Genomic DNA, 22,917 nt, shown 5'->3' with positions numbered 1-22,917 from the left:
GGCGCTCGCCGTCGCGGCGAGCGCGGCCGCGGCGCTGCTGCGCCAGAACCAGCGCCGCCGCGCCGCCCTGCCGGCCTTCCGGGAGATCGCCCGCTCGGCGGCGGCCCTGGAGGCGCGGACCCGGGGACCGCGCCGGGCCGGCGGCACCGTCGGCCGCCTGCCCGAGGCCGGCCCGATCGCCCTCGCGGGCGTCGCGGCCTACGATCCGGCCTCCGGCGAGCGCCTGGTCGGCCTCGACCTGACGCTGCCGATGCCCGGCCACGTCGCGATCCTGGGCGGGCGCGGCAGCGGCGCCCGGGTGCTGGCGGCCCTGGCGGCGGGCCAGCTCGAGCCGACGGTGGGCGCCGTCACCTACGCGGGCACGGACCTGCGCGCCTTCGATCCCGCCGAGCGGGCCCGGCGGATCGCCTACGCGGGCGGCGAGCCGGTCCTGATGGCCGGCAGCCTGCTGCAGAACCTGCTCTACGGCGACCTCGCCTTCGCGGACGGCTCGGTGCCCGACGGCACCGGCCCGCCCGCCCACGCGCCGGACCTCGAGGAGCGGCTGGTCGAGGCCCTGTCGGTGACGGGCCTCGACCGCCTCGTCTACGCCCGCGGCCTCGCCAGCGTGGTGGCGCCGAGCATCGACCCGGCCACCGCCGCCGGCATCGTGGAGACCCGCGAGGCCCTGCGCACGGCCCTGGCCGCGCAGGGCGCCGCCCACCTGATCGAGCCCTTCGATCCCGCCCGCTACAACCGCCAGGCGGCGGTCGGCGAGAACATCCTGTTCGGCGCGCCGGTCGGCACCGCCTTCTCGGAGGCGCGGCTCGCCGGCCACCCCTTCACCCGGGCGGTGCTCGAGGCCGAGGGCCTGACCCGGCCGATGACCGAGATGGGCCTCGCCATCGCCCGCGCCACCGTGGAGATCTTCTCCGACCTCCCGGACGACCACCCGCTGTTCGACGCCTTCTCGCTGTTTCCCGCCGCCGAGCGCGGCTTCTTCGAGGACCTGGTGGCGCGCCAGCCGGAGGCGTCGGGCTGGCGCCGCGGGCCGGCGGGCCAGCGCGACCGCGCCCGCCTCATCGGCCTCGGCCTGCGCTACAGCGAGACCCGCCACCGCTTCGGCCTGATCGACGAGGCCTTCGAGGAGCGCCTGGTGGCGGCAAGGCGCACCTTCGCGGCCCTGCTGCCGGTGCCGCTGCGCCCGGCGGTGGAGTTCTACGACCCCGCGCGCGTCACGGTGGCGGCGAGCCTCGAGGAGAACCTGCTGTTCGGCCGCGTCGCCGGGGCCGAGGCCGGGGCGGGCGCCCGGGTGCGCAGCCTGATGCAGCGGGTCCTGAAGGAGCGCGGCCTCGAGCGGGCGGTCTACCGCTTCGGGCTCGCGAGCCAGGTCGACCCGCGGGCCGCCGAGAGCGGGCTCGGCCCCCGCGACGGCGCCTTCACGCCGTTCGAGCGGGCGGCGATCGACGTCGCGCGCTGCCTGGTGCGCCAGCCCGACATCCTGGTGGTGGGCCTCGCCCTCGACGACCGCAGCGCCGCCGACGTCCTGGCCGGGATCGCGCGCCTGCGGGCGGCCCGGGCCGGGCGCGGCCTCGTGGTCTGCCTGCCGGACGAGTGCCCCCTGCCGGCCGAGGCCCCGTTCGACGCCGTGCTCAAGGCCGAGCGCACCACCGTCGTGCCGGTCCCCGGACCGGTGCCCGGACCGGTGCCCGGGCTGGTGCCCGAATCGGTGCCCGGCGCGGTGCCGGACCCTGGGGAGCCGGCCCCCTTAACGGCCGGTTAGGCGGCATCAGGGAACCTTCATCTTGTGCTCATCGTTCGTGACACACATCTTTCGCGTTGAGCCCACGACATGTCCTCGCCGGCAGGACCGGCCGGAGCCCCCGCCATGTGCGTCATCGCACATCCCCTCGTCCCGTCCCCCATCACGGTTGCCGGCATGACAATCAGGGGTCCTCACGTACCGGCCGGCCTGTCGCTCCAGTTCTGGGGCGTGCGGGGCTCGACCTGCGCCTCCGGCCCGGACTTCATCGAGTTCGGCGGGCACACCCCCTGCGTCGAGGTCCGATGCGGCGAGCGGCTGTTCATCCTCGATGCGGGAACCGGCCTGAACGCCCTCGGGGCCCACCATCGCGACCGGCTGCCGCAACGCATCGACCTGCTCTTCAGCCACCTGCACCTCGACCATGTCGGCGGCCTGCCGTTCCTGAAGCCCGCGATCCTCGACCCCGCGCGCGAGATCCACACCTGGTGCGGCAACCTCGACGGCGCCAGCGCCGCCGAGCCCCTGGGCCGCCTGTTCGCGCCGCCCCTGTTCCCGATCACCCTCGACGCGATGCCGGCGCGGTTCGTCCACCACGGCTTCCGGTCGGGCGAGAGCCTGGCCTTCCCGGACGGCGCCACGGTCGACACCATCCCGCTCCTGCACCCGCAGGGCGCCACAGGCTACCGGTTCCGCCACGCCGGGCGCACGGCCTGCTACATCAGCGACATCGAGCACTCGGATCCCTGGCCGGATCCCGACCTCCTGCGCTTCGTCGCCGGGGCCGACCTCGTCGTCTACGACGGCATGTTCACCCAGGGCGAGTACCCGGCCTGCCGCGGCTGGGGCCACTCGACCTGGCAGAAGGGCGTCGAGCTCTGCCGCGACGGCGGGGTCGGGCGCCTCGCCATCATCCACCTCTATCCCCAGCACACCGACGCGATGCTGCGCGAGATCGAGCAGCAGATGCAGGAGGTGATGCCCACCGCCTTCATCGCCCGGGAGCGCCAGGAGGTTGCCCTCGGGGCCGAGGTCGCCCTCGGGGCCGACGTCCCCGTCGGGGCCGTGAGGGTCCCGGAGCCGGTCTGAGGGCGGTCCTCAGAACGCGGCGGCGGCGTAGCCCGAGAGCAGGCCCGCCCCCAGCACCAGCACGAAGGCGGCGGCCCAGGCTTCGAGCGCGGTGACCGCGACGGCGCCGCCCCGCCCGCGCCCGCCCGCGAGCCCGAGCGCCAGCCCCTTGGCGAACACCGCGAGCCCCGCCAGCGCCCCGGTGGTCAGCGCCGTGCCGAGCGCCATCGCCAGGACGGCGGCAACCCCGGTCCATAGCACCCCCTGCGAGAGGGCGAAGACCAGGACCAGCACCGCCCCGGCGCAGGGGCGGGTACCCGCCGCCAGCACCACGCCCGCCTGCTCCCGCCACGTCGCCAGGCCCTCGACCCGGGCCCCGTCCGCGAGGACGGCGTGGCCGCAATCCGGGCCGCAGCCGGGACCGGCCTCGCGCTCGAGGAGCCCGGCGAGGCGGCCGGCCTTGCGCCAGGTCATCACGGCGCCGAGGAGCGCCACGCAGGCGAAGCCCGCCGTCTCGACCGCGGTCCCGGCCCGGTTCAGGCCCGCGGCGGTCAGGCGCAGCAGCACCGCGCCGCCGCCCACCAGGGCCAGGGCCACGCAGGCCTGGAGCAGGGCCGCCGCGAGGCTGAGGGTGAAGCCGCGCCGCAGCGCCCGCTCCCCGGCCATCAGGTAGCCGGCGATCACCGCCTTGCCGTGGCCGGGCCCGGCCGCGTGCAGGACCCCGTACGCGAAGCCGAGGCCGACGAGGAGGCCGTAGCCGCCCTCGCCGCCCTTGATCCCCGTCACCGCCGCCTGCAACGAGCGCGAGAACCCCGCCTGCATGGCGAGCAGCCAGGCGCCGAGGCTGCCCGCCCCGCTCGGGGCCGCCTCGCGGAAGCCGATCCCGAACGGCGAGCGCGCGGGCGGCGCGCGAAGGCCCGGCCCGAGGAGCGCGAGCAGCAGGGCGAGCAGGCCGGCGGCGGCGAGCACCGCGAGGAGCGCCAGCGCGAGGCGCCGCAGCGTGCGGCCCGCCGGGCGCCCGGGCCCGGCCCGGTCCGTCAGGGCGGGCGACCTCACGAGCACGCGACGACGATCCGGTTGGCGAACTGCACCCCGTAGCTCGAGGCGGCGGTGAGCGCGTCGAAGAACGCCTCCGACATGCCGGTCGCGGCCGGGGCGGCCGGGGCGCCCTTCGGCCGGTGCGCGGTCGCCCGGCAGCCCGCCGGCGCGCCCGCGAGCGTCGCCGCGCCGTCGCCCTCCGCGAGGCTGAAGGCGACGAAGTAGGTCGGGTCGTAGACCTCGAGGGAGGCCGCTCCCCGGGCCGGGGCCCGCAGCGGCAGGCTGAAGCGCAGGGTGAGCTGCCCGTCCGCGTACGCCATCGCGGGCGCCTCGGGCGCGCCGAATTCCTGCTTGCGCCCGTCGACCTTCAGGATGGTGAAGTAGGCCGATTCGGCCAGGTTCTCGGTGTTGTCGCGCGCGAGCGCCGCCAGGGCCTCGGGGCTGACCGGGGCGGTCCCGGCCTGGCCGAGGCCCTGCACCGCGAAGGCGGAGTAGGACGGGTCGAAGGTCCAGGCGTGCCGCACCGCGCTGATGCGCCCGTCCGGGGCGTAGACGATCTCGGCCCGGGTCGTGATCCAGACGTGCGGGTGGGCGAGCGCCGGCGACGCGGCCCCGGCGAGGAGTGCGCCGGCGGCGAGGACCGGGAGTGGGGAGCGGCGTGCCATGGCTCGAGGGGTCTCCGCGACGCTCCCCTTGCGGGGCCGGTGGCGCGTGAAGCATCGGGGCGCTTCGCGGCCCGGCACTGGTCCCGCCTCAATGCGGCGGGAACGGGGCGGCGCGCCCGGGGCCGGCCTCCCGGCGCGGGGATGCCCGCGGGCGGGTGCCCCCGCGGGCGGGTGCCCCCGCAAACGGGCGCCTCACGGCCCGGTGCCCGCGGCCTGGGCCACGAGCCAGTCCCGGAACCGGGCGACCTTCGGCGGATCGACGTCGGTCGGCGTGACGACGAAGAAGCTGTAGGGGCTCGGCACCTCGTCGGGGAACGGGCGCACGAGCCCGGTGCCGGCCAGGAGGTCGCCGCCGAGGACACGGGTCGCGAGCCCGACGCCCTCGCCGGCGGTGGCGCACTGGAGCACCATGAAGGTGTGGGTGAAGCGCGGGCCGCGCCGGGCCGCCACGCCCTCCACGCCCGCCGCCGCGAGCCATTCCGGCCAGCCGATCGCGTCGAGGTCGATCGGGTCGTCGTCGTGCAGGAGGGTGTGGCGGGCGAGGTCCTGCGGCCGGCGCAGCGGCGGGTCGCCGTCCCGCAGGGCCGGGCTGCAGACCGGGAACACCGCGTCGTGCATCAGCAGGTCGGAGCGCAGGCCCGGATAGAGGCCCTTCCCGTGCCGGATCGCGACGTCGCTGTCGTCGTGGGCGAAGTCCACGAGGGCGTTGTTCGCGACGATGCGCACGTCGAGGTCCCGGTGGCGCTCCCGGAAGGCGCCGATGCGGGGGATCAGCCACAGGGACGCGAAGGAGTGGGTGGTGCTCACCGTGAGCACGTGGTCCTGGCCCTGCCGGCGCAGGCGCGCGGTGGCGTCGGCGAGCCGGTCGAGCACGTCGCCGGCCGCGGCTGCGTAGCGCCCGCCCGCGGGGGTCAGCGCCACGCCCCGGCTCGGCAGGCGCCGGAACAGGGCGAGGCCGAACCACGCCTCGAGCGCCTTGACCTGCTGGGCGACGGCGCCGGCGCTGACGCCGAGCTCGTCGCCGGCCTCGTGGAAGGTCGTGTGGCGGGCGGCGGCCTCGAAGGCCCGCACGGCGTTGAGGGGCGGCAGGCGGCGTCGCGATCCCATCTCAGCTCAGGTTTCCTAGGCCGGCGGCGGAGTCGATCTGGTTTGCTTCGGATCCGGCCCGGGAGCAAGCTCCCTCCACGATCCCGCTTCACCACCGCTGGAGACAGCCATGACGAGCCTCGTCGCTGGCCGAGGAAACCTGCGCCTCGTTCCCACCATCGCCCTGCAGCCCCCGCGCCCGCGCCGCTCGACCTCGCTCGTGGAGCGCGTCGAGCTCTGGGCCGAGCGCCGGCGCGAGCGCCGCTCCCTGCGCGGCTGCCCGGACGGCCTCCTCAAGGATATCGGCCTGTCGCGGGCCGACGCCCTGCGGGAGGCCGGAAAGCCGTTCTGGACGGAGTGAGCGGGGCGGGGGCGCATTGCCCGGCAGGAAACGGGGTGCGCCACGTCCGGCCCTCAGGGTAGGACCCGGGCCCCACCCCGCGCCGACGAGGCCGCCGCGATGCCCGCCACCGTCAACCGTCCCATGAATCCGGCCGAGTGGGGGATGCTGCTCGGCCTCTCGGTCCTCTGGGGCGGCGCCTTCGTGTTCGTCGGGGTCGCGCTCCGGGAGGTGCCGCCCCTCACGCTCGTGGTGCTGCGGGTCGCCCTTGCGGCGCTCGTCCTCAACCTGGCGCTCCCGGCCTTCGGCCTCGGCGTGCCGCGGGACCGGCGGAGCTGGGCCGCCTTCGCGAGCATGGGCCTGCTCAACAACGTCGTGCCGTTCTGCCTCATCGTCTGGGGGCAGACCCACATCGCCGCCGGGCTCGCCGCGATCCTGAACGCCACCACGCCGCTCTGGGGCGTCGTCGTCGCGCACGTCCTCACGGAGGACGAGCGCCTGACCGGCAACCGGCTCGCCGGCGTGCTGGCGGGCCTTGCCGGCGTCGCCGTCATGATCGGCCCGGCCGCCCTGGCGGGTCTCGGCGTCGACGTCGTGGCCCAGGCCGCGGTGCTCGCCGCCGCCCTGTCCTACGCCTTCGCGGGCGTCTTCGGGCGCCGGTTCCGACGCATGGGGCTCGCCCCCGCGGTCACCGCCACAGGGCAGGTCACGAGCGCGGCGGTGCTGCTCCTGCCCCTCGCGCTCCTCGTCGAGCGCCCGTGGACCCTCGCGGTGCCGTCGGCCCCGGCCTGGGGCGCGGTGCTCGGCCTCGCGGTGCTCTCGACGGCGCTCGCCTACGTGGTGTTCTTCCGGATCCTGGCGACGGCCGGCGCCACGAACCTGATGCTCGTGACCTTCCTGATCCCGGTCTCGGCGATCCTGCTCGGCTGGCTGGCGCTCGGCGAGCAACTCGCGCCCCGGCACATCCTCGGGATGGCGCTGATCGGGGCCGGGCTCGTCGCCATCGACGGCCGCCTGCTCGGGCGGGGCGCCGCGGCCGCGGCACCGGGCCGGGAGCGCCCGGAGCCCCGGTAGGGCGGCCGCCGAGGGGCCGGCACGGCCGGCCTCCGGCTCAGATCCAGCGCTTGCGCCGCTTGAAGCTCTTGAGGTTCTTGAAGGTCTTGCGCTGGTCGCCGGCGCCCCCGAGGTAGAACTCCTTCACGTCCTCGTTGGTGCGCAGCTCCTCGACGGTGCCGTCCAGCACCACCTTGCCCTGCTCCATGATGTAGCCCCGGTCGGCGACCGAGAGGGCGGCGCGGGCGTTCTGCTCGACGAGCAGGATCGTGACGGAGAGGTCGCGGTTGATCTGCCGGATGATGCCGAACACCTCCTTCACGAGGAGCGGCGAGAGGCCCATCGAGGGCTCGTCCATCAGGATCAGCCGGGGCCGCGCCATGAGGGCGCGGCCGATGGCCAGCATCTGCTGCTCGCCGCCCGACAGGTAGCCGGCCGCGCCGGTGCGCTCGCGCAGCCGCGGGAAGTAGGTCAGGACCCGCTCGAGGTCCTGGCCGACCTCCCGGTCGCGGCGCGAGAAGGCGCCGAGGCGCAGGTTCTCCATGGGCGTCATGTCGGCGACGATGCGGCGCCCCTCCATGACCTGGAAGATGCCCCGGCGCACGATGCGGTCGGGCTCGACGCCGTCGATGCGGGTGCCGTCGAACACGATCTCGCCGCGGGTGACCTCGCCGTCCTCGGAGCGCAAGAGCCCCGAGATCGCCTTGAGGGTCGTCGACTTGCCGGCCCCGTTGGCGCCGAGCAGCGCCGTGATCGAGCCCGCCGGCACGTCGAGGCTGAGGCCCCTGAGCACCAGGATCACGTCGTCGTAGACGACCTCGACGTTGCGGAGCGACAGGAGGGGGGACGCGGCCACCCCGGCTTCGGGACGCTCCAGGGTCGTGACCTGCGACATGACCTGCGACATGGGGGCTCCGTCGGGATGGGGCTCCCGCGGCCGGGAGCCGGGCCCCTCTCCCGGCCGGGAGAGGGGCGGGGGGACGAACCTACCAGCCCTGCCACTCGGGCTTGCGCGGCAGCTCGACGGTCTTGACCGGCTCGAGCTTGATCGTGCCGGCCTTCATCAGGTCGGCGAGCGCCCCGTCGGTCGGGCCGCTCACCTTCGCCCGGTAGATGTGGACCTCCATCATCCCGCGATGGTCGGACTCGGTCCAGGTCGAGGGCACGCAGACGCCCTCCATCCGGGCCGGCACCCAGCCCTTCTTCTGGTAGAAGCCCTTGCGGACGGTGGGGCCGGCGAGCCCGCCGTTGTCCTTGGCCCAGGCCAGGGCCTCGGTCATGTAGAGGGCCGCGCAGATGCCCGCGTAGTAGTGGACCGGGCGGTAGACGGTGCCGGCGGCGTCGGATTCCTTCGAGATCTCGGCCGCGGTCGTCAGGCCGGGCGCCGTGCCGCCGGTCACCGCCGCGGTGCGGACCGGGAAGACCACCCCGTTGGCCGCCTCGCCCGCCGCCTTGGCGGCGTTCTCGTCCATGCCCCAGACGTTGCCCATGAACTGGATGTCGGTCCCGACCGCCTTGCACGACTTGAGCAGCGAGATGTTCGAGCCGCCGGTGTTGCCGAGATAGGCGTAGTTGGCGCCGGCGTTCTTGGCCGTGAGGCACTGCGAGGTGTAGTCGCCCGGCGCGAGCGCGAAGACGATCGCCGGCAGCACGTCGAAGCCGAGCTCCCGGGCCATGGCCTCGCCGGCCTCCTTGGGGGAGTTCGGGTAGGGGTGGTTGCCGCCCATGTGGACGAACTTGGGCTTCCCGGGCCGGCCCTTGGCTTTCCAGTCCTCGGCCGCCCAGATCAGCATGCCGCGCAGGGCGTCCGAGTAGGTCGGGCCGTAGAAGAAGTTGTAGGGCGCGGCCTTGGCCTTGCCGCTGGCGCCGGTCGGGTCGCTGACCTGCGCGGCGTAGGAGCCCGACACGTAGGGGATCTCGTCCTTGGTCACGAAGGCCGAGAGCGCCTCGGTGTCGGCGGTGCCCCAGCCCTGGATCGCCGCGACCTTGTCCCGGCCGCCGGTCCACTTCTTGTAGAGGGCGACCGCCCGCGGCACCTGGTAGCCGTAATCGACCGACTCGACGGCCATGCGCTCGCCCTTGACGCCGCCCTTGCGGTTGACCCAGGCGAGGGCGTCGGCGACGCCCTGGGCGTAGGGCACGCCCACGTCCGAGGTGGCGCCGCTCTGGTCGGCGAGGTGGCCGATGGGGATCTCGGCGGCGCCCGCCGGCAGCGCGAGGGCGAGGGCGAGGGCCGAGGTGAGCGTGGCGGTACGGATCATCGCGTGGTTTCCTCCGGTTGCGGGTCTCTGCCCCCTTGGCGGGGGCCTTCGGGTGCGTGCTCGCGCGGGTGGGGTCAGTGCGAGAACGGGTAGAGCTTCCAGTACGCCTTCACCTGGCGCCAGCGGTGGGCGAGGCCGTCCGGCTCGAACATCAGGAACAGCACGATCACGAGGCCGATCGCCATCTCGCGCAGGAACGAGAGGTTGTCCTTGAGGGACAGGGCCCGGTCGAGGCCCGAGCCGCGCACGGCGTCGGTGAGCCAGCCCATGGCCTCCGGGATCAGCACCATGAAGGCGGTGCCCATCAGCGTGCCCATGATCGAGCCCAGGCCCCCGATGATGATCATGCCGAGGAACTGGATCGACAGCAGGATGCCGAAGCCCTCCACCGAGACGAACTGGAGGTAGTGGGCGTAGAGCGCGCCGCCGATGCCGGCGAAGAAGGCCGACAGGCCGAACGACAGGGTGCGGTAGCGGGTGAGGTTGATCCCCATCATCTCGGCCGAGAGGTAGTGGTCGCGCACCGCCACCAGCGCCCGGCCGTCGCGGGAGCGCATCAGGTTGGTGGCGAGCACGTAGGTCGCCACCACGTAGGCCAGCACCACGTAGAAGTAGCGCTGGTCGGTGTCGAAGGCGAAGCCGAGGATCGAGAACGGCTCCGCCGCGGTCCCGGCGACGCCGCCGGTGAACCAGTTGGCGCGGGCGAAGAAGTCCTGGAGGATGTACTGCGCGGCCAGGGTCGCGATGGCGAGGTAGAGGCCCTTGAGCCGGGCCGCCGGCAGGCCGAAGACCAGCCCGACCGCGGTGGTGACGACCCCGGCGAGCGGCACCGCGAAGAAGACCGGCAGGCCGAGGTTGTTCGAGAGCCACGCCGACGCGAAGGCGCCGAAGCCGAAGAAGGCGGCGTGCCCGATCGAGATCTGCCCGGTGAAGCCCACCAGGATGTTGAGGCCGAGCGCCGCGACGCCGAAATAGCCGATCTGGATCAGGAGGCTGAGCCAGTAGCGCTCGAGCCAGAGGGGCGCCAGGCACAGGATCGCGAGCCCGGCGAGGACCGCGTAGCGGCTGCCGGCGGTGGGAAAGATCGTGGTGTCGGCCGCGTAGGTGGTGCGGAAGTCGCCGGCCGGGTTCAGGCTCTGGGTCGCCATCTGGGGTCCTTGGATGCCGCTCGTCCCGCCCGCGCGCCCCGGGGGCGGGGGGCGGTAAGGGGGGCCGTCAGGGGTGGGCTCGCGCGCGCAACGGCCGGGCCCGGGCTCACACCCGCTCGATGTCGCGGGTGCCGAACAGGCCGTAGGGCTTGATCATCAGGATCACGACCAGGACGTAGAAGGGCACGATCTCGTAGAGGTTGCCCCAGTGCAGATACTGGCCGTCGACGTACTGGGCGAGGTTCTCGAGCAGGCCGATCACGAGCCCGCCGATCACCGCGCCGACGACGGAGTCGAGCCCGCCGAGGATCACCGCCGGGAACACCTTGATGCCGTAGAGCGACAGCGCCGAGGAGACGCCGTTGACGATGCCGACCACGATGCCGGCGACCGAGGAGACCACCGCGGAGATCGCCCAGGCGAGGGCGAACACGTTGCGCACCGAGATGCCGAGGGACTGGGCCACCTGCTGGTTGAAGGCGGTGGCCCGCATGGCGAGCCCGTGCTTGGAGTAGCGGAAGAACCACCCGAACGCCGCCATCATGGCGACCGAGATCCCGAGGCTCATCAGGTAGACGGTCTGGATCTCGAGCCCGAGGAACGAGACCTGCTGCGTCGCGAAGATCGGCGGGAAGGGCTGGGCGAACACGCCGAACAGCCACTTGCACAGGGCCTGGAAGAAGATCGAGAGGCCGATCGTCACCATGATGACCGAGATGATCGGCTCGCCGATCAGCGGCCGCAGCACCACGATCTGCAGCGCGATGCCGAAGACCAGCATGAACGCGAAGGTCACCAGCATGCCGACCAGGAAGGGGAGCTGGTAGGTGGTCAGGAGCCACCAGCAGACCCAGGCGCCGATCAGCAGGAACTCGCCTTGCGCGAAGTTCACGACCTGGCTCGCCTTGTAGATCAGCACGAAGCTCATCGCGACCACGCCGTAGAGCGCGCCGACGATCAACCCGTTCACGACGAGCTGGAGCAGGAGGTGGGTGTTCATGGCCGGCCCTATTCCGCGGCGGCGAGGGAAGGCACGTCCGGCCTGAGGTCGATCACCGGCAGGGTGGTGCGGATGCGCTGGGTGCTGCCGTCCTGGAAGCGGATCACCGTGTCGACCCGGTAGCTCGGGCTGCCGGCGTAGAGCGTGGCGATCAGGTCGGCGTACTTCTCGTTGATGACGCCGCGGCGGACCTTGCGGGTGCGCGTCAGCTCGCCGTCGTCGGCGTCGAGCTCCTTGTAGAGCAGCACGAACTTGGCGATGCGCTGGACGTCGGTGAGCCCGGCATTCACCCGCTCGACCTCGGCCCGCAGCAGGGCGATGACGGCGGGCTTCGCGGCGAGGTCGGCGTAGGTGGTGAACGCGATGCGGTTCTTCTCGGCCCACTTCGCCACCACGGCGAAGCGGATGCAGAGCAGGGCCGCCAGGTACTCGCGCCCGGCGCCCAGGATCACCGCCTCGGCCACGTAGGGACTGAACTTGAGCTTGTTCTCGATGTATTGCGGCGAGAAGCGCTCGCCGCGGACGTTGACGGCGAGGTCCTTGATGCGGTCGATGACGACCAGCTCGCCTTTCGCGTCGATGTAGCCGGCGTCGCCCGTGTGCATCCAGCCGTCGCGCACGTCGCTCACCGTGTCGGGGCCGGCCCTGTAGTAGCCGAGGAACATGTTGGCGTGGCGCGCCAGCACCTCGCCGATGCCGTTGCGGTCGGCATCGAGGATGCGGATGTCGATGCTCTCGTCGAAGGGCACGCCCACGGTGTCGAAGTCTACCCGGTCGCCCCGGTGGAGCGTGTAGGCGCCCATCGCCTCGGTCTGGCCGTAGAGCTGGCGCAGCGGCACCCCCATGGCGCGGAAGAACCGGAACGTGTCGGGGCCGAGCGCCGCCCCGCCGGTCGCCGCCGAGGTCAGGCGCGTGAAGCCGAGCCGGTCGCGCAGGGCGCGGAACAGCACCGCCTCGGCGAGGCTCGAGCGCCGGTGTCCGTCGAGGGCCCCGAGGCCCGCCGCCATGCCGCGCTCGTAGAGCCAGCGCTTGAGGGGCGAGGCATCCATCATCCGGGCCCGCACGTCGGCGGCGACCGCCTCCCAGACCCGGGGGGCGAACAGCACGAAGGTCGGGGCGATCTCCCGGAAATCGTGCATCAGGGTGTCGGCGTCCTCGACGAAGTTGACCTTCATGCGCGACAGCAGCGCCTGGCCGAGGGCGTAGATCTGCTCCATGACCCAGGGCAGGGGCAGCACCGAGACGTAGTCGTCCTGCGGCCCCTTGGGATCGACCGCGAGGTAGCGGGCGCAGTGGCGCAGCACCCGGGCGCTGCTCAGCATGGCGAGCTTCGGCCGCGCGGTGGTGCCCGAGGTGGTGCACAGGATCGCCACCTCCTCGCCGTCGGTGGCGTCGACCAGGCGGTCGTAGAGGCCGGGATCGGCGGCGTGCAGGGCCTCGCCGCGGGCCGCGAGCGCGTCGGCCGCGATCAGCCGCGGGTCGTCGTACTTGCGCATCCCGCGGGGGTCGCAGAACACGATGTGGCGCAGGGACGGCACCCGGTCGGCGAGGTTCAGGAGCTTGTCGACCTGCTCCTCGTCCTCGGCGAACACGGCCTTGGCCTCGCCGAACCCGAGGAGGTACAGGACCTCGTCCTCGAGCGCGTCGCGGTAGATGCCGAGTGAGGGCGCGCCGAGGGCGTGGGCGGCGATCTCGCCCGCCACCCAGTCGGGCCGGTTGTCGCCGATCAGCGCGACGACGTCGCCCCGCGCCACCCCGAGGTCGCGCAGGCCGAGGGCGAAGGCCCGCGCCCGGGCGTGGTACTGGCTCCAGGTCGTCGGGCGCCAGAGCCCGAAGATCTTCTCGCGCAGCGCCACCGCGTCGGGGTGCTCGGCCGCGTTCAGGCGCAGGAGCTTCGGGAAGGTGTCGGCGGCCGCCGCGCGGGCTAGGAAGTCGGTCATCACGACACCGCCCGCACGGGGGCCGGGGCCGGCTCCTCGTCCTCCTCCCCGAGATAGGCCTTGCGCACGTGGGGGTCGGCCAGGACCGCCTCGGGGCTGCCGAGGGCGATGCGGCGGCCGAAATCCAGCACCATGACCCGGTGCGAGATGTCCATCACCACGCCCATGTCGTGCTCGATCATCACCACCGTCATGCCGAACTCCTCGTTGAGGTCGACGATGTAGCGGGCCATGTCCTCCTTCTCCTCGAGGTTCATGCCGGCCATCGGCTCGTCGAGGAGGATGAGCCTGGGCTCGAGCGCCATGGCGCGGGCGAGCTCGACGCGCTTGCGCAGGCCGTAGGACAGCGTGCCGGCGGGCGCCTTGCGGTAGGCCTGGAGGTCGAGGAAATCGATGATCTCCTCGACCCGGCGGCGATGCGCCAGCTCCTCGCCCTGCACGCCCGGCAGCCAGTAGAGCGCGCCGGTCAGGAAGCTGTTGCGCATCAGGTGGTGGCGCCCGACCAGGATGTTGTCGAGCACGCTCATGTGGTGGAACAGCGCGAGGTTCTGGAACGTGCGGCCGATCCCGAGCGACGGCCGCTGGTTGGGGGTGGCGCGGGTGATGTCGCGGCCGTCGAGCAGGATCCGCCCCTCGGTCGGCCGGTAGCGGCCCGAGATGCAGTTGATCATCGAGGTCTTGCCGGCGCCGTTGGGGCCGATGATCGAGAAGAGTTCGCCCTGCTCGACCGCGAAGCTCACATCCGTCAGCGCCTTCACGCCGCCGAAGCGCAACGAGATCTGGCGAACCGCGAGGGTCTCCGCCACGCCTGAACCTCCCTCGGGACGGCGGCCGCGCTCATGGGTGGCGGGGCTCTGCCTGACGGGAGCGCCGGAGAAATCCACGGCGCCCTGCTCTGGAAATACGTTCGACTGTTTTTTTCCGGGCGTCAAGTGCTATACTGGGTCAACGAAAGTCGAGGGTCCGGGGCGCCAGGGGCGGCCGGGCGGCCCTCACCCAGACCGAGGAAACGGGGCACGCATGGCGCGCATCGCAGGCTCATCCGGCCCGAGAACCGAGGAGGCCATCCGCCGGGCGGGCCTGAGCCTCATCACCACCCACGGCTACGCCGCCATGAGCCTGCGCCAGCTCGCCGCGATGGTCGGCATCCAGCAGGGCTCGCTCTACAACTACTTTCGCAACAAGCAGGAATTCCTCTTCGACCTGATCCGGAGCCACATGCAGGACCTGCACGCGGCCCTCGAGCAGGCCCTGCTGCCGGAGGGCAGCGCCGCGGAGCGCCTGACGCGGTTCGTGGAGTTCCACGTCGCCTACCACATCGAGCGCTCGCAGGAGGTGTTCATCTGCTACTCGGAGCTGCGCAGCCTCGAGCCCGAGAACCTCACCGCCGTCGTGGCGATGCGGCGCGACTACGAGCGGCGCCTGAGCGACATCCTCGAGGCCGGGCGCGAGAGCGGGGAGTTCCGCCTCGCCGACGTCCGGATGGCGACCCTGGCGATCCTCGCGATGCTGTCGGGCATCTGCAACTGGTACAGGCCCGACGGCCGGCTCTCGAAGGAGGCGGTGAGCCGCACCTTCACCGGGATGGTGCTGGCGCTCGCCCAGGGCGGGGCGGATCCGGCGGCGCTGCCGCAGCCCGCGAACCTCAACCGGCTGGCCGCTCGTCGGCAATGACCTTGCCGTCGTTCGGCAGGCTGCCGGGCTCCACGATCTCCACCGTCCCGCGCAGCTTGGTGACGCCCCGCAGGGTCTCGGCCACGGCCTCCGGCAGGGCCGCGCCGGCGCCCGGCGCGGCCTCCGCCCGCAGCGTCATGGCGTCCGCCTCGTCCCGGCGCGTAACCACGAGGCGCAGGCGGCCGAGCTCCGGGTGGCGGCGGGCGATCTCGGCCACCTGCTCGGGGCGCACGAACATGCCCTTCACCTTGGCGGCCTGATCGGCCCGGCCCATCCAGCCGCGGATGCGCGCGCCCGTGCGCCCGCACGGGCTCGCCCCGGGGAGCGCCGCCGTCAGGTCGCCGAGGGCGTAGCGGATCAGCGGCCGCTCGGCGTCGAGCACCGTGACGAGGATCTCGCCGACCTCGCCCTCCGGCACCGGGTCGCCGGTGCCGGGCCGGACGATCTCCAGGATCAGGCCCTCGTTGACGACGAGGCCCGCGCGGGCCGGGGTCTCGTAGGCGATGAACCCGACATCCGCGGTGGCGTAGGCCTGGTAGGCCTCGATGCCGTGGCCCGCGACCTCGGCCTGGAGCGAGGGCGGGAAGGCCGCCCCCGAGACCAGCGCCCGCCTCAGGCAGGAGACGTCCCGCCCGGCCTTGAGGCCGGCATCCACCAGCACCTTGAGGAAGTCCGGCGTGCCGCAGTAGCCGGCCGGCCGGTAGGCCTCGATCAGGTCGAGCTGCTGCTCGGTGTTGCCGGGCCCCGCCGGGATCACCGCGCAGCCGAGCGCCCGGGCGGCGGTGTCGAAGATGAAGCCGCCGGGGGTGAGGTGGTACCCGAAGGTGTTCAGCACGACGTCGCCCGGGCGGAAGCCGGCGGCGGCCAGGCAGCGCGCCCCGCCCCAGGGATCGTCGCCCCCGCGCTGGGGCTCGAAGATCGGCCCCGGCGAGGTGAACAGGCGGGCGAACGCCCCGGCGGCGCCCGGCACGAAGCCGCCGAACGGCAGGGCCTCGCGCTGGCGGCCGGGCATCTCGCCCTTGCGCAGCACCGGCAGGCGGGCGAGGGCGGCGCGGTCCGCGACCGCCGCGGGGTCGACGCCCGCGAGGTGGGCCGCGTAGGCCGGCGCCCGGAGCGCCGCCGCGATCGCGCCGGGCAGGCGGCCGAACAGGGCGGCCTCGCGGGCGCCGGAATCCTGCGTCTCGTGGGCGTCGTGGTGTTCGGGCATCGGTGATCCTCCCCGGCGTCTCGTTGGCGTGGCGCGGGCCGCGGCCGCGGGCGCTCCCCTCAGGTCGCCGGCCCCGCCCGCGCCAGCAGCCGCTCCGCCCGGCGCAGGTGGGGCCGGTCGAGCATCTCGCCGTCGATCCCGACGACGCCGGTCCCGGGGGAGCGCGCGAAGGCCGCCACGATGGCCCGGGCGCGGGCGAGGGCGGCCTCGGAGGGCGTGAAGGCGGCGTTGATCACCGGGACCTGCGCGGGGTGGATCGCCATCTTGCCGGCAAAGCCGTCGCGGCGGGCCTCGCGGCACTCGCGGGCGAGGCCCTCGAGGTCGCGGAAGCGGGCGTTGATCGTGTCGATGGCGTCGACCTCCGCGGCGGCGGCGGCCAGCAGGGTCAGGTTGCGGGCGAGGCGGAACGGCCCGCTCCACGCCCCCCCGTCGTCCCGGTTGGTCTCAGCGCCGATCTCGGCGGAGAGGTCCTCCGCCCCCCAGGTCACCCCGGCGAGCCGCCGGCTGGCGCCGGCCAGGCTCGACAGCGCGAACACCGCCCGGGCGGTCTCGGTGGCGATGGGCAGGATGCGGGTGGCGCCGTCGGGGAGCCCGGCCTGGGCCTCGTGCACGGCGAGGCGGGCGCCGAGCGCCGCCACGTCCGGCCCGCCCGCGGCCTTGGGCAGCACGATGCCGTCGGGACCCGCCCCCATCACGGCGGCCAGATCGGCGTCGGCGAGGCCGGTGTCGAGGGCGTTGACCCGCACGTAGAGCCTCGGGCGCCCCGGCGCCTCCCGCATCCGGGCCAGGAAGGCGGCCGTGACGGCGCGGGCCGCCGGCTTCTCGGGCAGCGCCACCGAATCCTCGAGGTCGAGGATCAGGGCGTCGGCGCCGGCCTCCAGCGCCCGGTCGAGCTTGCGCGGGGAATCGCCCGGCACGAACAGGAGCGCGCGCATCGCCCTCAGGCCTCCCCGGGGGGCCGCTTGCGCATCAGGCCCTGGCGGCGGCACTCGGCCACCAGCGTGCCGTCCTGCTTGTAGGCGCGGTGGACGAACTCGACGATGCCGGCATCGGGCCGGGAGCGGGATTCCCGCTTGGCGGCGATCTCGGTGGTGACGCTGATCGTGTCGCCCTCGAACAGCGGCGCGGGGAAGCGCGTCTCGGTCATGCCGAGGTTGCCGATGGTGGTGCCGACCGTGGTGTCGTTGACAGAGATGCCGATCATCAGCCCGAGGGTGAAGAGCGAGTTCATCAGCGGCCGGCCCCACTCGGTCTCGGTGGCGCAGAAATGCGCGTCGATGTGGAGCGGCTGCGGGTTCAGGGTGAGGTTGGAGAACAGCATGTTGTCCATCTGGGTCACCGTGCGGGTGAGCCGGTGGCGCAGGCGCGCGCCGACCTCGAAATCCTCGTAGTAGAGCCCGCCCCGCGGGTGGGTGGAGGCCGGGATCGTGCGGTCGGTCATGCGGCGTCCTCCGTCTTGAGGGTGATCAGGCGGGCGCCCTCGGCGACCTGCTGGCCGGCCTGGGCGCTCACCTCCGCCACCTCGCCGTCGGCGGGGGCGGTGAGGGCGTGCTCCATCTTCATCGCCTCCACGATGGCGAGGCGCTGGCCGCGCACCACCCGGTCGCCCGGTGCCACCAGCACCTCGACGAGCCGGCCGTGCATCGGCGCCTTGATGGTCCCGCCCCGGTCGTCGATGTGGTCGAGGTCGACGTCGAAGGGGTCCGGCGCCTCGACGGCGACCTGGCGCCCGCCCGAGACCACCAGGACGCCGCGGGGCGTCTCGACGACGCGCATCGGTCCCGCGGCGCTTGCGGCCGCCGCGGCCTCGTCCCCGAACGCGACGCGCAGCGACCCGCCGGTGCCGGGCTCGGGCCAGTGCAGCACGGCCTCCCGCGCCTCGCCCTCGACCAGCACCGGCCAGGCCTGCCGGCGCGCCTGCCCGAGCTGGAAGCCGTCGTCGGCGTCCCAGGGCGAGGCGGGGCCGGGGCCCGGCGCCGGCCGGGCCCGCGCCACGAGCGCGGCCACGCCCCGGCGCACCTCGGCGTCGTGGGAGGCGCCGGCGCCCGTCAGGGCGGCGAGGTCGCGGTCGATGAAGCCGGTGTCGAAGCGGCCGGCGCGGAACTCGGGCGCCTCCGCCAGGGCCTTGAGGAAGGCCACGTTGCTGCGCGGCCCCGCCACCAGGGTCCGGCCGAGGGCCCCCGCCAGCCGGTCCAGGGCCTCGTCGCGGCTGGCGCCGTGGGCGATCACCTTGGCGATCATCGGGTCGTAGTAGGGCGTCACGCTGTCGCCCGCCCGCACGCCGGTGTCGATGCGGATGCCCTCGCCCGCCGGCAGCTCCAGGGCGAGCAGGCGCCCGGTCGAGGGCAGGAAGCCGCCGGCCGGGTCCTCGGCGTAGAGCCGCGCCTCGACGGCGTGGCCCCGGATCGCGAGGTCGTCCTGGCGCGCCACCGGGAGCGGCTCGCCGGCCGCGACGCGGAACTGCCACTCCACGAGGTCGTGCCCGGTGATCGCCTCGGTCACCGGGTGCTCGACCTGGAGCCGCGTGTTCATCTCCATGAACCAGAAGCCGTCGGCCCGCAGGCCCTCGCGCCCGTCGGCGATGAACTCGATCGTGCCGGCGCCGACGTAGCCCACCGCCCGGGCGGCCTCGACGGCGGCCCGGCCCATGGCGGCGCGCACCTCCGGCGGCATGCCGGGGGCGGGCGCCTCCTCGATCACCTTCTGGTGTCGGCGCTGGAGCGAGCAGTCGCGCTCGAACAGGTGGACGGCGTTGCCGTGGGCGTCGCAGAAGACCTGGATCTCGACGTGGCGCGGGGCCAGCACGTACTTCTCCACCAGCACCCGCGGGTCGCCGAAGGCGCCGCTCGCCTCCCGCTGCGCGCTCGCCAGGGCGGCCGCGAAGTCCTCGGGGCCGTCGACCCGGCGCATGCCCTTGCCGCCGCCGCCCGCCACCGCCTTGATCAGGACGGGATAGCCGATCGCCGCGGCCTCGGCGGCGAGGAAGTCCGGCTCCTGGCGGGCGCCGTGGTAGCCCGGCACCACCGGCACGCCGGCCTGCGCGACGAGCGCCTTGGCGGCGTCCTTGAGGCCCATGGCGCGGATGGCGCTCGCGGGCGGGCCCACGAAGGCGATGCCGGCCTGCGCGCAGGCCTCGGCGAAGTCCGGCCGCTCGGACAGGAAGCCGTAGCCCGGATGGATGCAGTCGGCGCCCGCGCGGGCGGCCGCGGCGAGGATGCGGTCGGCGCGCAGGTAGGATTCGGCGGCGGGCGCCGGGCCGATCGGGTAGGCCTCGTCCGCTAGGGCGACGTGGAGCGCCTCCCGGTCGGCCTCGGAATGGACCGCGATGGTGCGCAGGCCGAGGCGCCGCGCGGTGCGGATCACCCGGCAGGCGATCTCGCCCCGGTTGGCGATCAGCACGGAGGTGAGCCGGCGGGGTGTCATGAGCGTCCTCCTCACATCCGGAACAGGCCGAACCGGGTCTCCGGCACCGGCGCGTTCAGGCAGGCCGAGAGCGCGAGGGAGAGCACCCGCCGGGTCTCCTCCGGCAGGATGATGCCGTCGTCCCAGAGCCGGGCGGTGGCGTAGTAGGGCGAGCCCTCGGCCTCGAAGCCGGCCCGGATCGGCGCCTTGAACGCCTCCTCCTCCTCCGGGCTCCAGGTGGTGCCGGCGGCCTCGATGTTGTCGCGCCGCACGGTGGCGAGCACGCTCGCGGCCTGCTCGGCCCCCATCACGGAGATGCGGGAATTCGGCCAGGCGAACAGGAAGCGCGGCGCGTAGGCCCGGCCGCACATGCCGTAATTGCCCGCCCCGTAGGAGCCGCCGACGATGAGCGTCAGCTTCGGCACGCCCGCGGTCGCGACCGCCGTGACGAGCTTGGCGCCGTTCTTGGCGATGCCGCCCGCCTCGACCTCGCGCCCGACCATGAAGCCCGCGATGTTCTGCAGGAACAGGAGCGGGATCCGGCGCTGGCAGCACAATTCGATGAAGTGCGCGCCCTTGAGCGCGCTCTCCGAGTACAGGATGCCGTTGTTCGCCAGCACCCCCACCGGCATGCCGGAGAGCCGGGCGAACCCGGTGACGAGCGTGGTGCCGTAGAGCCGCTTGAACTCGTCGAACTCCGACCCGTCGACCAGCCGGGCGATGAGCTCGCGGGCGTCGTACTGCTTGCGCAGGTCCACCGGCACGAGGGCGTCGAGGTCGCCCGGGTCGAGGGCCGGCTCGACCGGGGCCGCGATGTCGAGCTCGGGGCGCTTCACGGTGTTCAGCGTGCCGACGATGCGGCGCAGGATGGCCAGCGCGTGGGCGTCGTCGGTGGCGTAGTGGTCGGCCACGCCCGAGAGCCGGGCGTGCACGTCGGCGCCCCCGAGGTCCTCGGCGCTCACCACCTCGCCGGTCGCCGCCCGCACGAGCGGCGGCCCGCCGAGGAAGATCGTGCCCTGGCGGCGCACGATCACGCTCTCGTCGGACATCGCCGGCACGTAGGCGCCGCCGGCGGTGCACGAGCCCATCACGCAGGCGACCTGCGGGATGCCGGCGGCGGAGAGCTGGGCCTGGTTGTAGAAGATGCGGCCGAAATGCTCGCGGTCGGGGAACACCTCGGTCTGCTGCGGCAGGTTGGCGCCGCCCGAATCGACGAGGTAGAGGCAGGGCAGCCGGTTCTGGCCGGCAATCTCCTGGGCCCGCAGGTGCTTCTTGACCGTGAGCGGGTAGTAGGTGCCGCCCTTGATGGTGGCGTCGTTGCAGACGATCATCACCTCGCGGCCGGCGACCCGACCGATGCCGGCGATCAGCCCGGCGGCGTGGATGGCGTCGTCGTACATCCCCGAGGCCGCGAGGGCGCCGATCTCCAGGAACGGCGAGCCCGGGTCGATCAGGCGCAGCACCCGGTCCCGGGGCAGGAGCTTGCCGCGGGCGGTGTGGCGCTCGCGCGCCCGGGCGGGGCCGCCGGCGGCGGCCTCGGCCCGGCGCCGCCTGAGGTCGGCCCGGAGCTCGCTCCAGGCGGCGCGGTTCTGGTCGGCCGTCTCGGAGGCGAGATCGGCGCTGGTGGCGATGACCGGCATGGCGGTGTCAGTCCCTGGCCGGACGCGTCAGGAGGCGGTCTTGGCGAAGAGCTCGCGGCCGATCAGCATCCGGCGGATCTCGCTGGTGCCGGCCCCGATCTCGTAGAGCTTGGCGTCGCGCAGGAGCCGCCCGGTCGGGTAGTCGTTGATGTAGCCGTTGCCCCCGAGGAGCTGGATCGCGTCGAGGGCGCACTGCGTCGCCCGCTCGGCGGCGTACAGGATCGCCCCGGCGGCGTCCTCCCGGGTGGTCTCGCCGCGGTCGCAGGCCTGGGCCACCGCGTACACGTAGGCCTTGGCGGCGTTGGTGGCCACGTACATGTCGGCGAGCTTGCCCTGCACGAGCTGGAACTCGCCGATCGGCTGGCCGAACTGCCGGCGCTCGTGGACGTAGGGCAGCACCACGTCGAGGCAGGCCTGCATGATGCCGAGGGGACCCGCCGCCAGCACGGCGCGCTCGTAGTCGAGGCCCGACATCAGCACGTTGACCCCGCGCCCGACCTGCCCGAGCACGTTCTCCTCCGGCACCTCGCACTCCTCGAACACCAGCTCGCAGGTGTCCGAGCCGCGCATGCCGAGCTTGTCGAGCTTCTGGGCGGTGGAGAAGCCCTTCATTCCCTTCTCGATCAGGAAGGCGCTGATGCCGCGGGCGCCCGCCTGCGGGTCGGTCTTGGCGTAGACCACGAGGGTCTCGGCGACGGGCCCGTTCGTGATCCACATCTTGGAGCCGGTGAGGACGTAGCGGTCGCCGCGCTTCTCGGCCCGGGTGCGCATCGAGACCACGTCCGAGCCGGAGCCCGGCTCCGACATGGCGAGGGCGCCGACGTGCTCGCCGGAGATGAGCTTGGGCAGGTACCGGCGCTTCTGGGCGTCCGAGCCGTTGCGGCGCAGCTGGTTCACGCAGAGGTTCGAGTGCGCCCCGTAGGACAGCCCGACGGAGGCGGAGGCCCGCGACACCTCCTCCATCGCCACGCAATGCTCGAGGTAGCCGAGGCCGAGGCCCCCGTACTCCTCCTCCACCGTGATGCCGTGCAGGCCGAGGGCCCCCATCTCGGGCCAGAGGTCGCGCGGGAAGGTGTTGGTGCGGTCGATCTCCTCGGCCCGCGGCGCGATCCGGTCCTGCGCGAAGCTGCGCACGCTGTCGCGGATCGCCTCGGCGGTCTCGCCGAGGCCGAAGTTGAACTCACGCGCGGCGTTCGGGATCATGGGCGCTCTCCCTGGCGGATTTTCCCCATTTATACGAACGATCGTTTTTAAAACAAGCCGGATTCTCCGGAGGCGCCGCCGGAAGGCCCCGTCCCCCGCTCCCCCGGCCTGCCCGACCGAGCCGTCGCGGGCTTCGCCATCGATCGGCCGACCGGTCGCGCCTTCCCGGGACTACGACGAGGGACGTCGCGTCCGACCGGGACGATTCCGCACGCCGACCCGGATCTCGGACCGGGCGGCTCGCGGACGGCGTCCGCGAGCCGCGCCGGAACGCTCTCGGGCAGCTCTCGGGCGGCTCGCAGCGCCTCGACCGCCGCGTCCCGTCCCTCGTCGGGAGCCGGCGCCGAGCCGCCGCCCCGTGGGCGCCCGCAAAAGGCCCGGGGCGGCGCGCCCCGGAATCGCCCGGGCCTCACGCCCGGCCGGCGGCCCGGGCGATGCGGCCCGCGGCCGG

Annotated in this window: 19 protein-coding genes and 1 pseudogene; 5 read left to right on the top strand and 15 right to left on the bottom strand. The window is 73.8% G+C overall.

Annotated features, from left to right (window positions below; all coding sequences use genetic code 11):
* Together DT057_RS26210 and DT057_RS26205 are read left to right on the top strand one after the other, a co-directional pair.
* Positions 1-1,762 (top strand): annotated as a pseudogene (locus DT057_RS26210) (ABC transporter ATP-binding protein); the annotation flags it as partial.
* A gap of 156 nt (positions 1,763-1,918) precedes the next feature.
* Positions 1,919-2,830, top strand: a complete 912-nt coding sequence (locus tag DT057_RS26205) for an MBL fold metallo-hydrolase (protein ID WP_128565032.1) — start codon at positions 1,919-1,921, stop codon at positions 2,828-2,830.
* A gap of 9 nt (positions 2,831-2,839) precedes the next feature.
* Here DT057_RS26205 and DT057_RS26200 read toward each other — a convergent pair whose 3' ends face one another.
* The 3 genes from DT057_RS26200 to gcvA form a co-directional block, all read right to left on the bottom strand.
* Positions 2,840-3,871, bottom strand: coding sequence for a nickel/cobalt transporter (locus tag DT057_RS26200; RefSeq protein ID WP_407068082.1), 1,032 nt, complete (start codon positions 3,869-3,871; stop codon positions 2,840-2,842).
* Positions 3,862-4,512 carry a DUF1007 family protein gene (locus DT057_RS26195; protein ID WP_128565029.1) on the bottom strand — a complete coding sequence of 217 codons (651 nt, stop codon included), beginning with the start codon at positions 4,510-4,512 and terminating at the stop codon, positions 3,862-3,864. Before DT057_RS26195 ends, DT057_RS26200 begins: the two co-directional genes overlap by 10 nt.
* Before the next feature lie 192 nt (positions 4,513-4,704).
* A complete protein-coding gene (gene gcvA / locus DT057_RS26190) occupies positions 4,705-5,619 on the bottom strand; it encodes a transcriptional regulator GcvA (protein WP_128565028.1) in 915 nt (304 codons plus the stop codon).
* A 109-nt stretch (positions 5,620-5,728) separates the two neighbouring features.
* Between gcvA and DT057_RS26185 the strand changes: the two genes are divergently transcribed.
* Both DT057_RS26185 and DT057_RS26180 read left to right on the top strand, forming a co-directional pair.
* On the top strand, positions 5,729-5,959 hold the full coding sequence (locus DT057_RS26185; protein WP_128565027.1) for a DUF1127 domain-containing protein: 231 nt from the start codon (positions 5,729-5,731) through the stop codon (positions 5,957-5,959).
* A 99-nt stretch (positions 5,960-6,058) separates the two neighbouring features.
* Positions 6,059-7,012 carry a DMT family transporter gene (locus DT057_RS26180; RefSeq protein ID WP_128565026.1) on the top strand — a complete coding sequence of 318 codons (954 nt, stop codon included), beginning with the start codon at positions 6,059-6,061 and terminating at the stop codon, positions 7,010-7,012.
* 37 nt (positions 7,013-7,049) lie between these two features.
* Here DT057_RS26180 and DT057_RS26175 read toward each other — a convergent pair whose 3' ends face one another.
* The 6 genes from DT057_RS26175 to DT057_RS26150 form a co-directional block, all read right to left on the bottom strand.
* Positions 7,050-7,886: an ABC transporter ATP-binding protein gene (locus DT057_RS26175; protein ID WP_128565030.1), complete on the bottom strand. Its 837-nt coding sequence runs from the start codon at positions 7,884-7,886 to the stop codon at positions 7,050-7,052.
* Positions 7,887-7,977: 91 nt separating this feature from the next.
* Entirely contained in the window at positions 7,978-9,252 is a 1,275-nt protein-coding gene (locus DT057_RS26170; RefSeq protein WP_128565025.1) for an ABC transporter substrate-binding protein, read from the bottom strand.
* 74 nt (positions 9,253-9,326) lie between these two features.
* Positions 9,327-10,400: a branched-chain amino acid ABC transporter permease gene (locus DT057_RS26165; RefSeq protein ID WP_128565024.1), complete on the bottom strand. Its 1,074-nt coding sequence runs from the start codon at positions 10,398-10,400 to the stop codon at positions 9,327-9,329.
* Positions 10,401-10,506: 106 nt separating this feature from the next.
* Positions 10,507-11,400: a branched-chain amino acid ABC transporter permease gene (locus DT057_RS26160; protein ID WP_128565023.1), complete on the bottom strand. Its 894-nt coding sequence runs from the start codon at positions 11,398-11,400 to the stop codon at positions 10,507-10,509.
* A gap of 8 nt (positions 11,401-11,408) precedes the next feature.
* Positions 11,409-13,340, bottom strand: coding sequence for an AMP-binding protein (locus DT057_RS26155; RefSeq protein ID WP_128565022.1), 1,932 nt, complete (start codon positions 13,338-13,340; stop codon positions 11,409-11,411).
* Positions 13,340-14,146, bottom strand: coding sequence for an ABC transporter ATP-binding protein (locus tag DT057_RS26150; RefSeq protein ID WP_128565021.1), 807 nt, complete (start codon positions 14,144-14,146; stop codon positions 13,340-13,342). Before DT057_RS26150 ends, DT057_RS26155 begins: the two co-directional genes overlap by 1 nt.
* Before the next feature lie 214 nt (positions 14,147-14,360).
* On the opposite strand from DT057_RS26150, the gene DT057_RS26145 reads away from it, so the two are divergent.
* A complete protein-coding gene (locus DT057_RS26145) occupies positions 14,361-15,014 on the top strand; it encodes a TetR/AcrR family transcriptional regulator (protein WP_128565020.1) in 654 nt (217 codons plus the stop codon).
* Here DT057_RS26145 and DT057_RS26140 read toward each other — a convergent pair.
* Genes DT057_RS26140 through DT057_RS26115 form a run of 6 tightly spaced genes read right to left on the bottom strand, consistent with a single transcriptional unit; the run spans position 14,986 to position 22,466 of the window.
* Complete coding sequence (locus DT057_RS26140; protein WP_128565019.1) at positions 14,986-16,221, bottom strand: phenylacetate--CoA ligase family protein; 1,236 nt, start codon at positions 16,219-16,221, stop codon at positions 14,986-14,988. The two genes, DT057_RS26145 and DT057_RS26140, sit on opposite strands and share 29 nt — an antisense overlap.
* A gap of 59 nt (positions 16,222-16,280) precedes the next feature.
* Positions 16,281-17,156: an HpcH/HpaI aldolase/citrate lyase family protein gene (locus DT057_RS26135; protein ID WP_128565018.1), complete on the bottom strand. Its 876-nt coding sequence runs from the start codon at positions 17,154-17,156 to the stop codon at positions 16,281-16,283.
* Positions 17,157-17,161: 5 nt separating this feature from the next.
* Positions 17,162-17,662 (bottom strand): MaoC family dehydratase, encoded by a 501-nt coding sequence (locus tag DT057_RS26130; RefSeq protein WP_128565017.1) that lies wholly within the window; start codon positions 17,660-17,662, stop codon positions 17,162-17,164.
* On the bottom strand, positions 17,659-19,644 hold the full coding sequence (locus tag DT057_RS26125; RefSeq protein ID WP_128565016.1) for an acetyl/propionyl/methylcrotonyl-CoA carboxylase subunit alpha: 1,986 nt from the start codon (positions 19,642-19,644) through the stop codon (positions 17,659-17,661). Before DT057_RS26125 ends, DT057_RS26130 begins: the two co-directional genes overlap by 4 nt.
* Before the next feature lie 11 nt (positions 19,645-19,655).
* Complete coding sequence (locus DT057_RS26120) at positions 19,656-21,263, bottom strand: carboxyl transferase domain-containing protein (RefSeq protein ID WP_128565015.1); 1,608 nt, start codon at positions 21,261-21,263, stop codon at positions 19,656-19,658.
* A gap of 27 nt (positions 21,264-21,290) precedes the next feature.
* Positions 21,291-22,466: an isovaleryl-CoA dehydrogenase gene (locus tag DT057_RS26115; RefSeq protein WP_128565014.1), complete on the bottom strand. Its 1,176-nt coding sequence runs from the start codon at positions 22,464-22,466 to the stop codon at positions 21,291-21,293.
* Between the last annotated feature and the right edge of the window lie 451 nt (positions 22,467-22,917).

The sequence above is a fragment of the Methylobacterium crusticola genome (genome assembly GCF_003574465.1).
Taxonomy (GTDB): Bacteria; Pseudomonadota; Alphaproteobacteria; order Rhizobiales; family Beijerinckiaceae; genus Methylobacterium; species Methylobacterium crusticola.
This window is presented reverse-complemented; position numbering and strand designations above follow the sequence as displayed.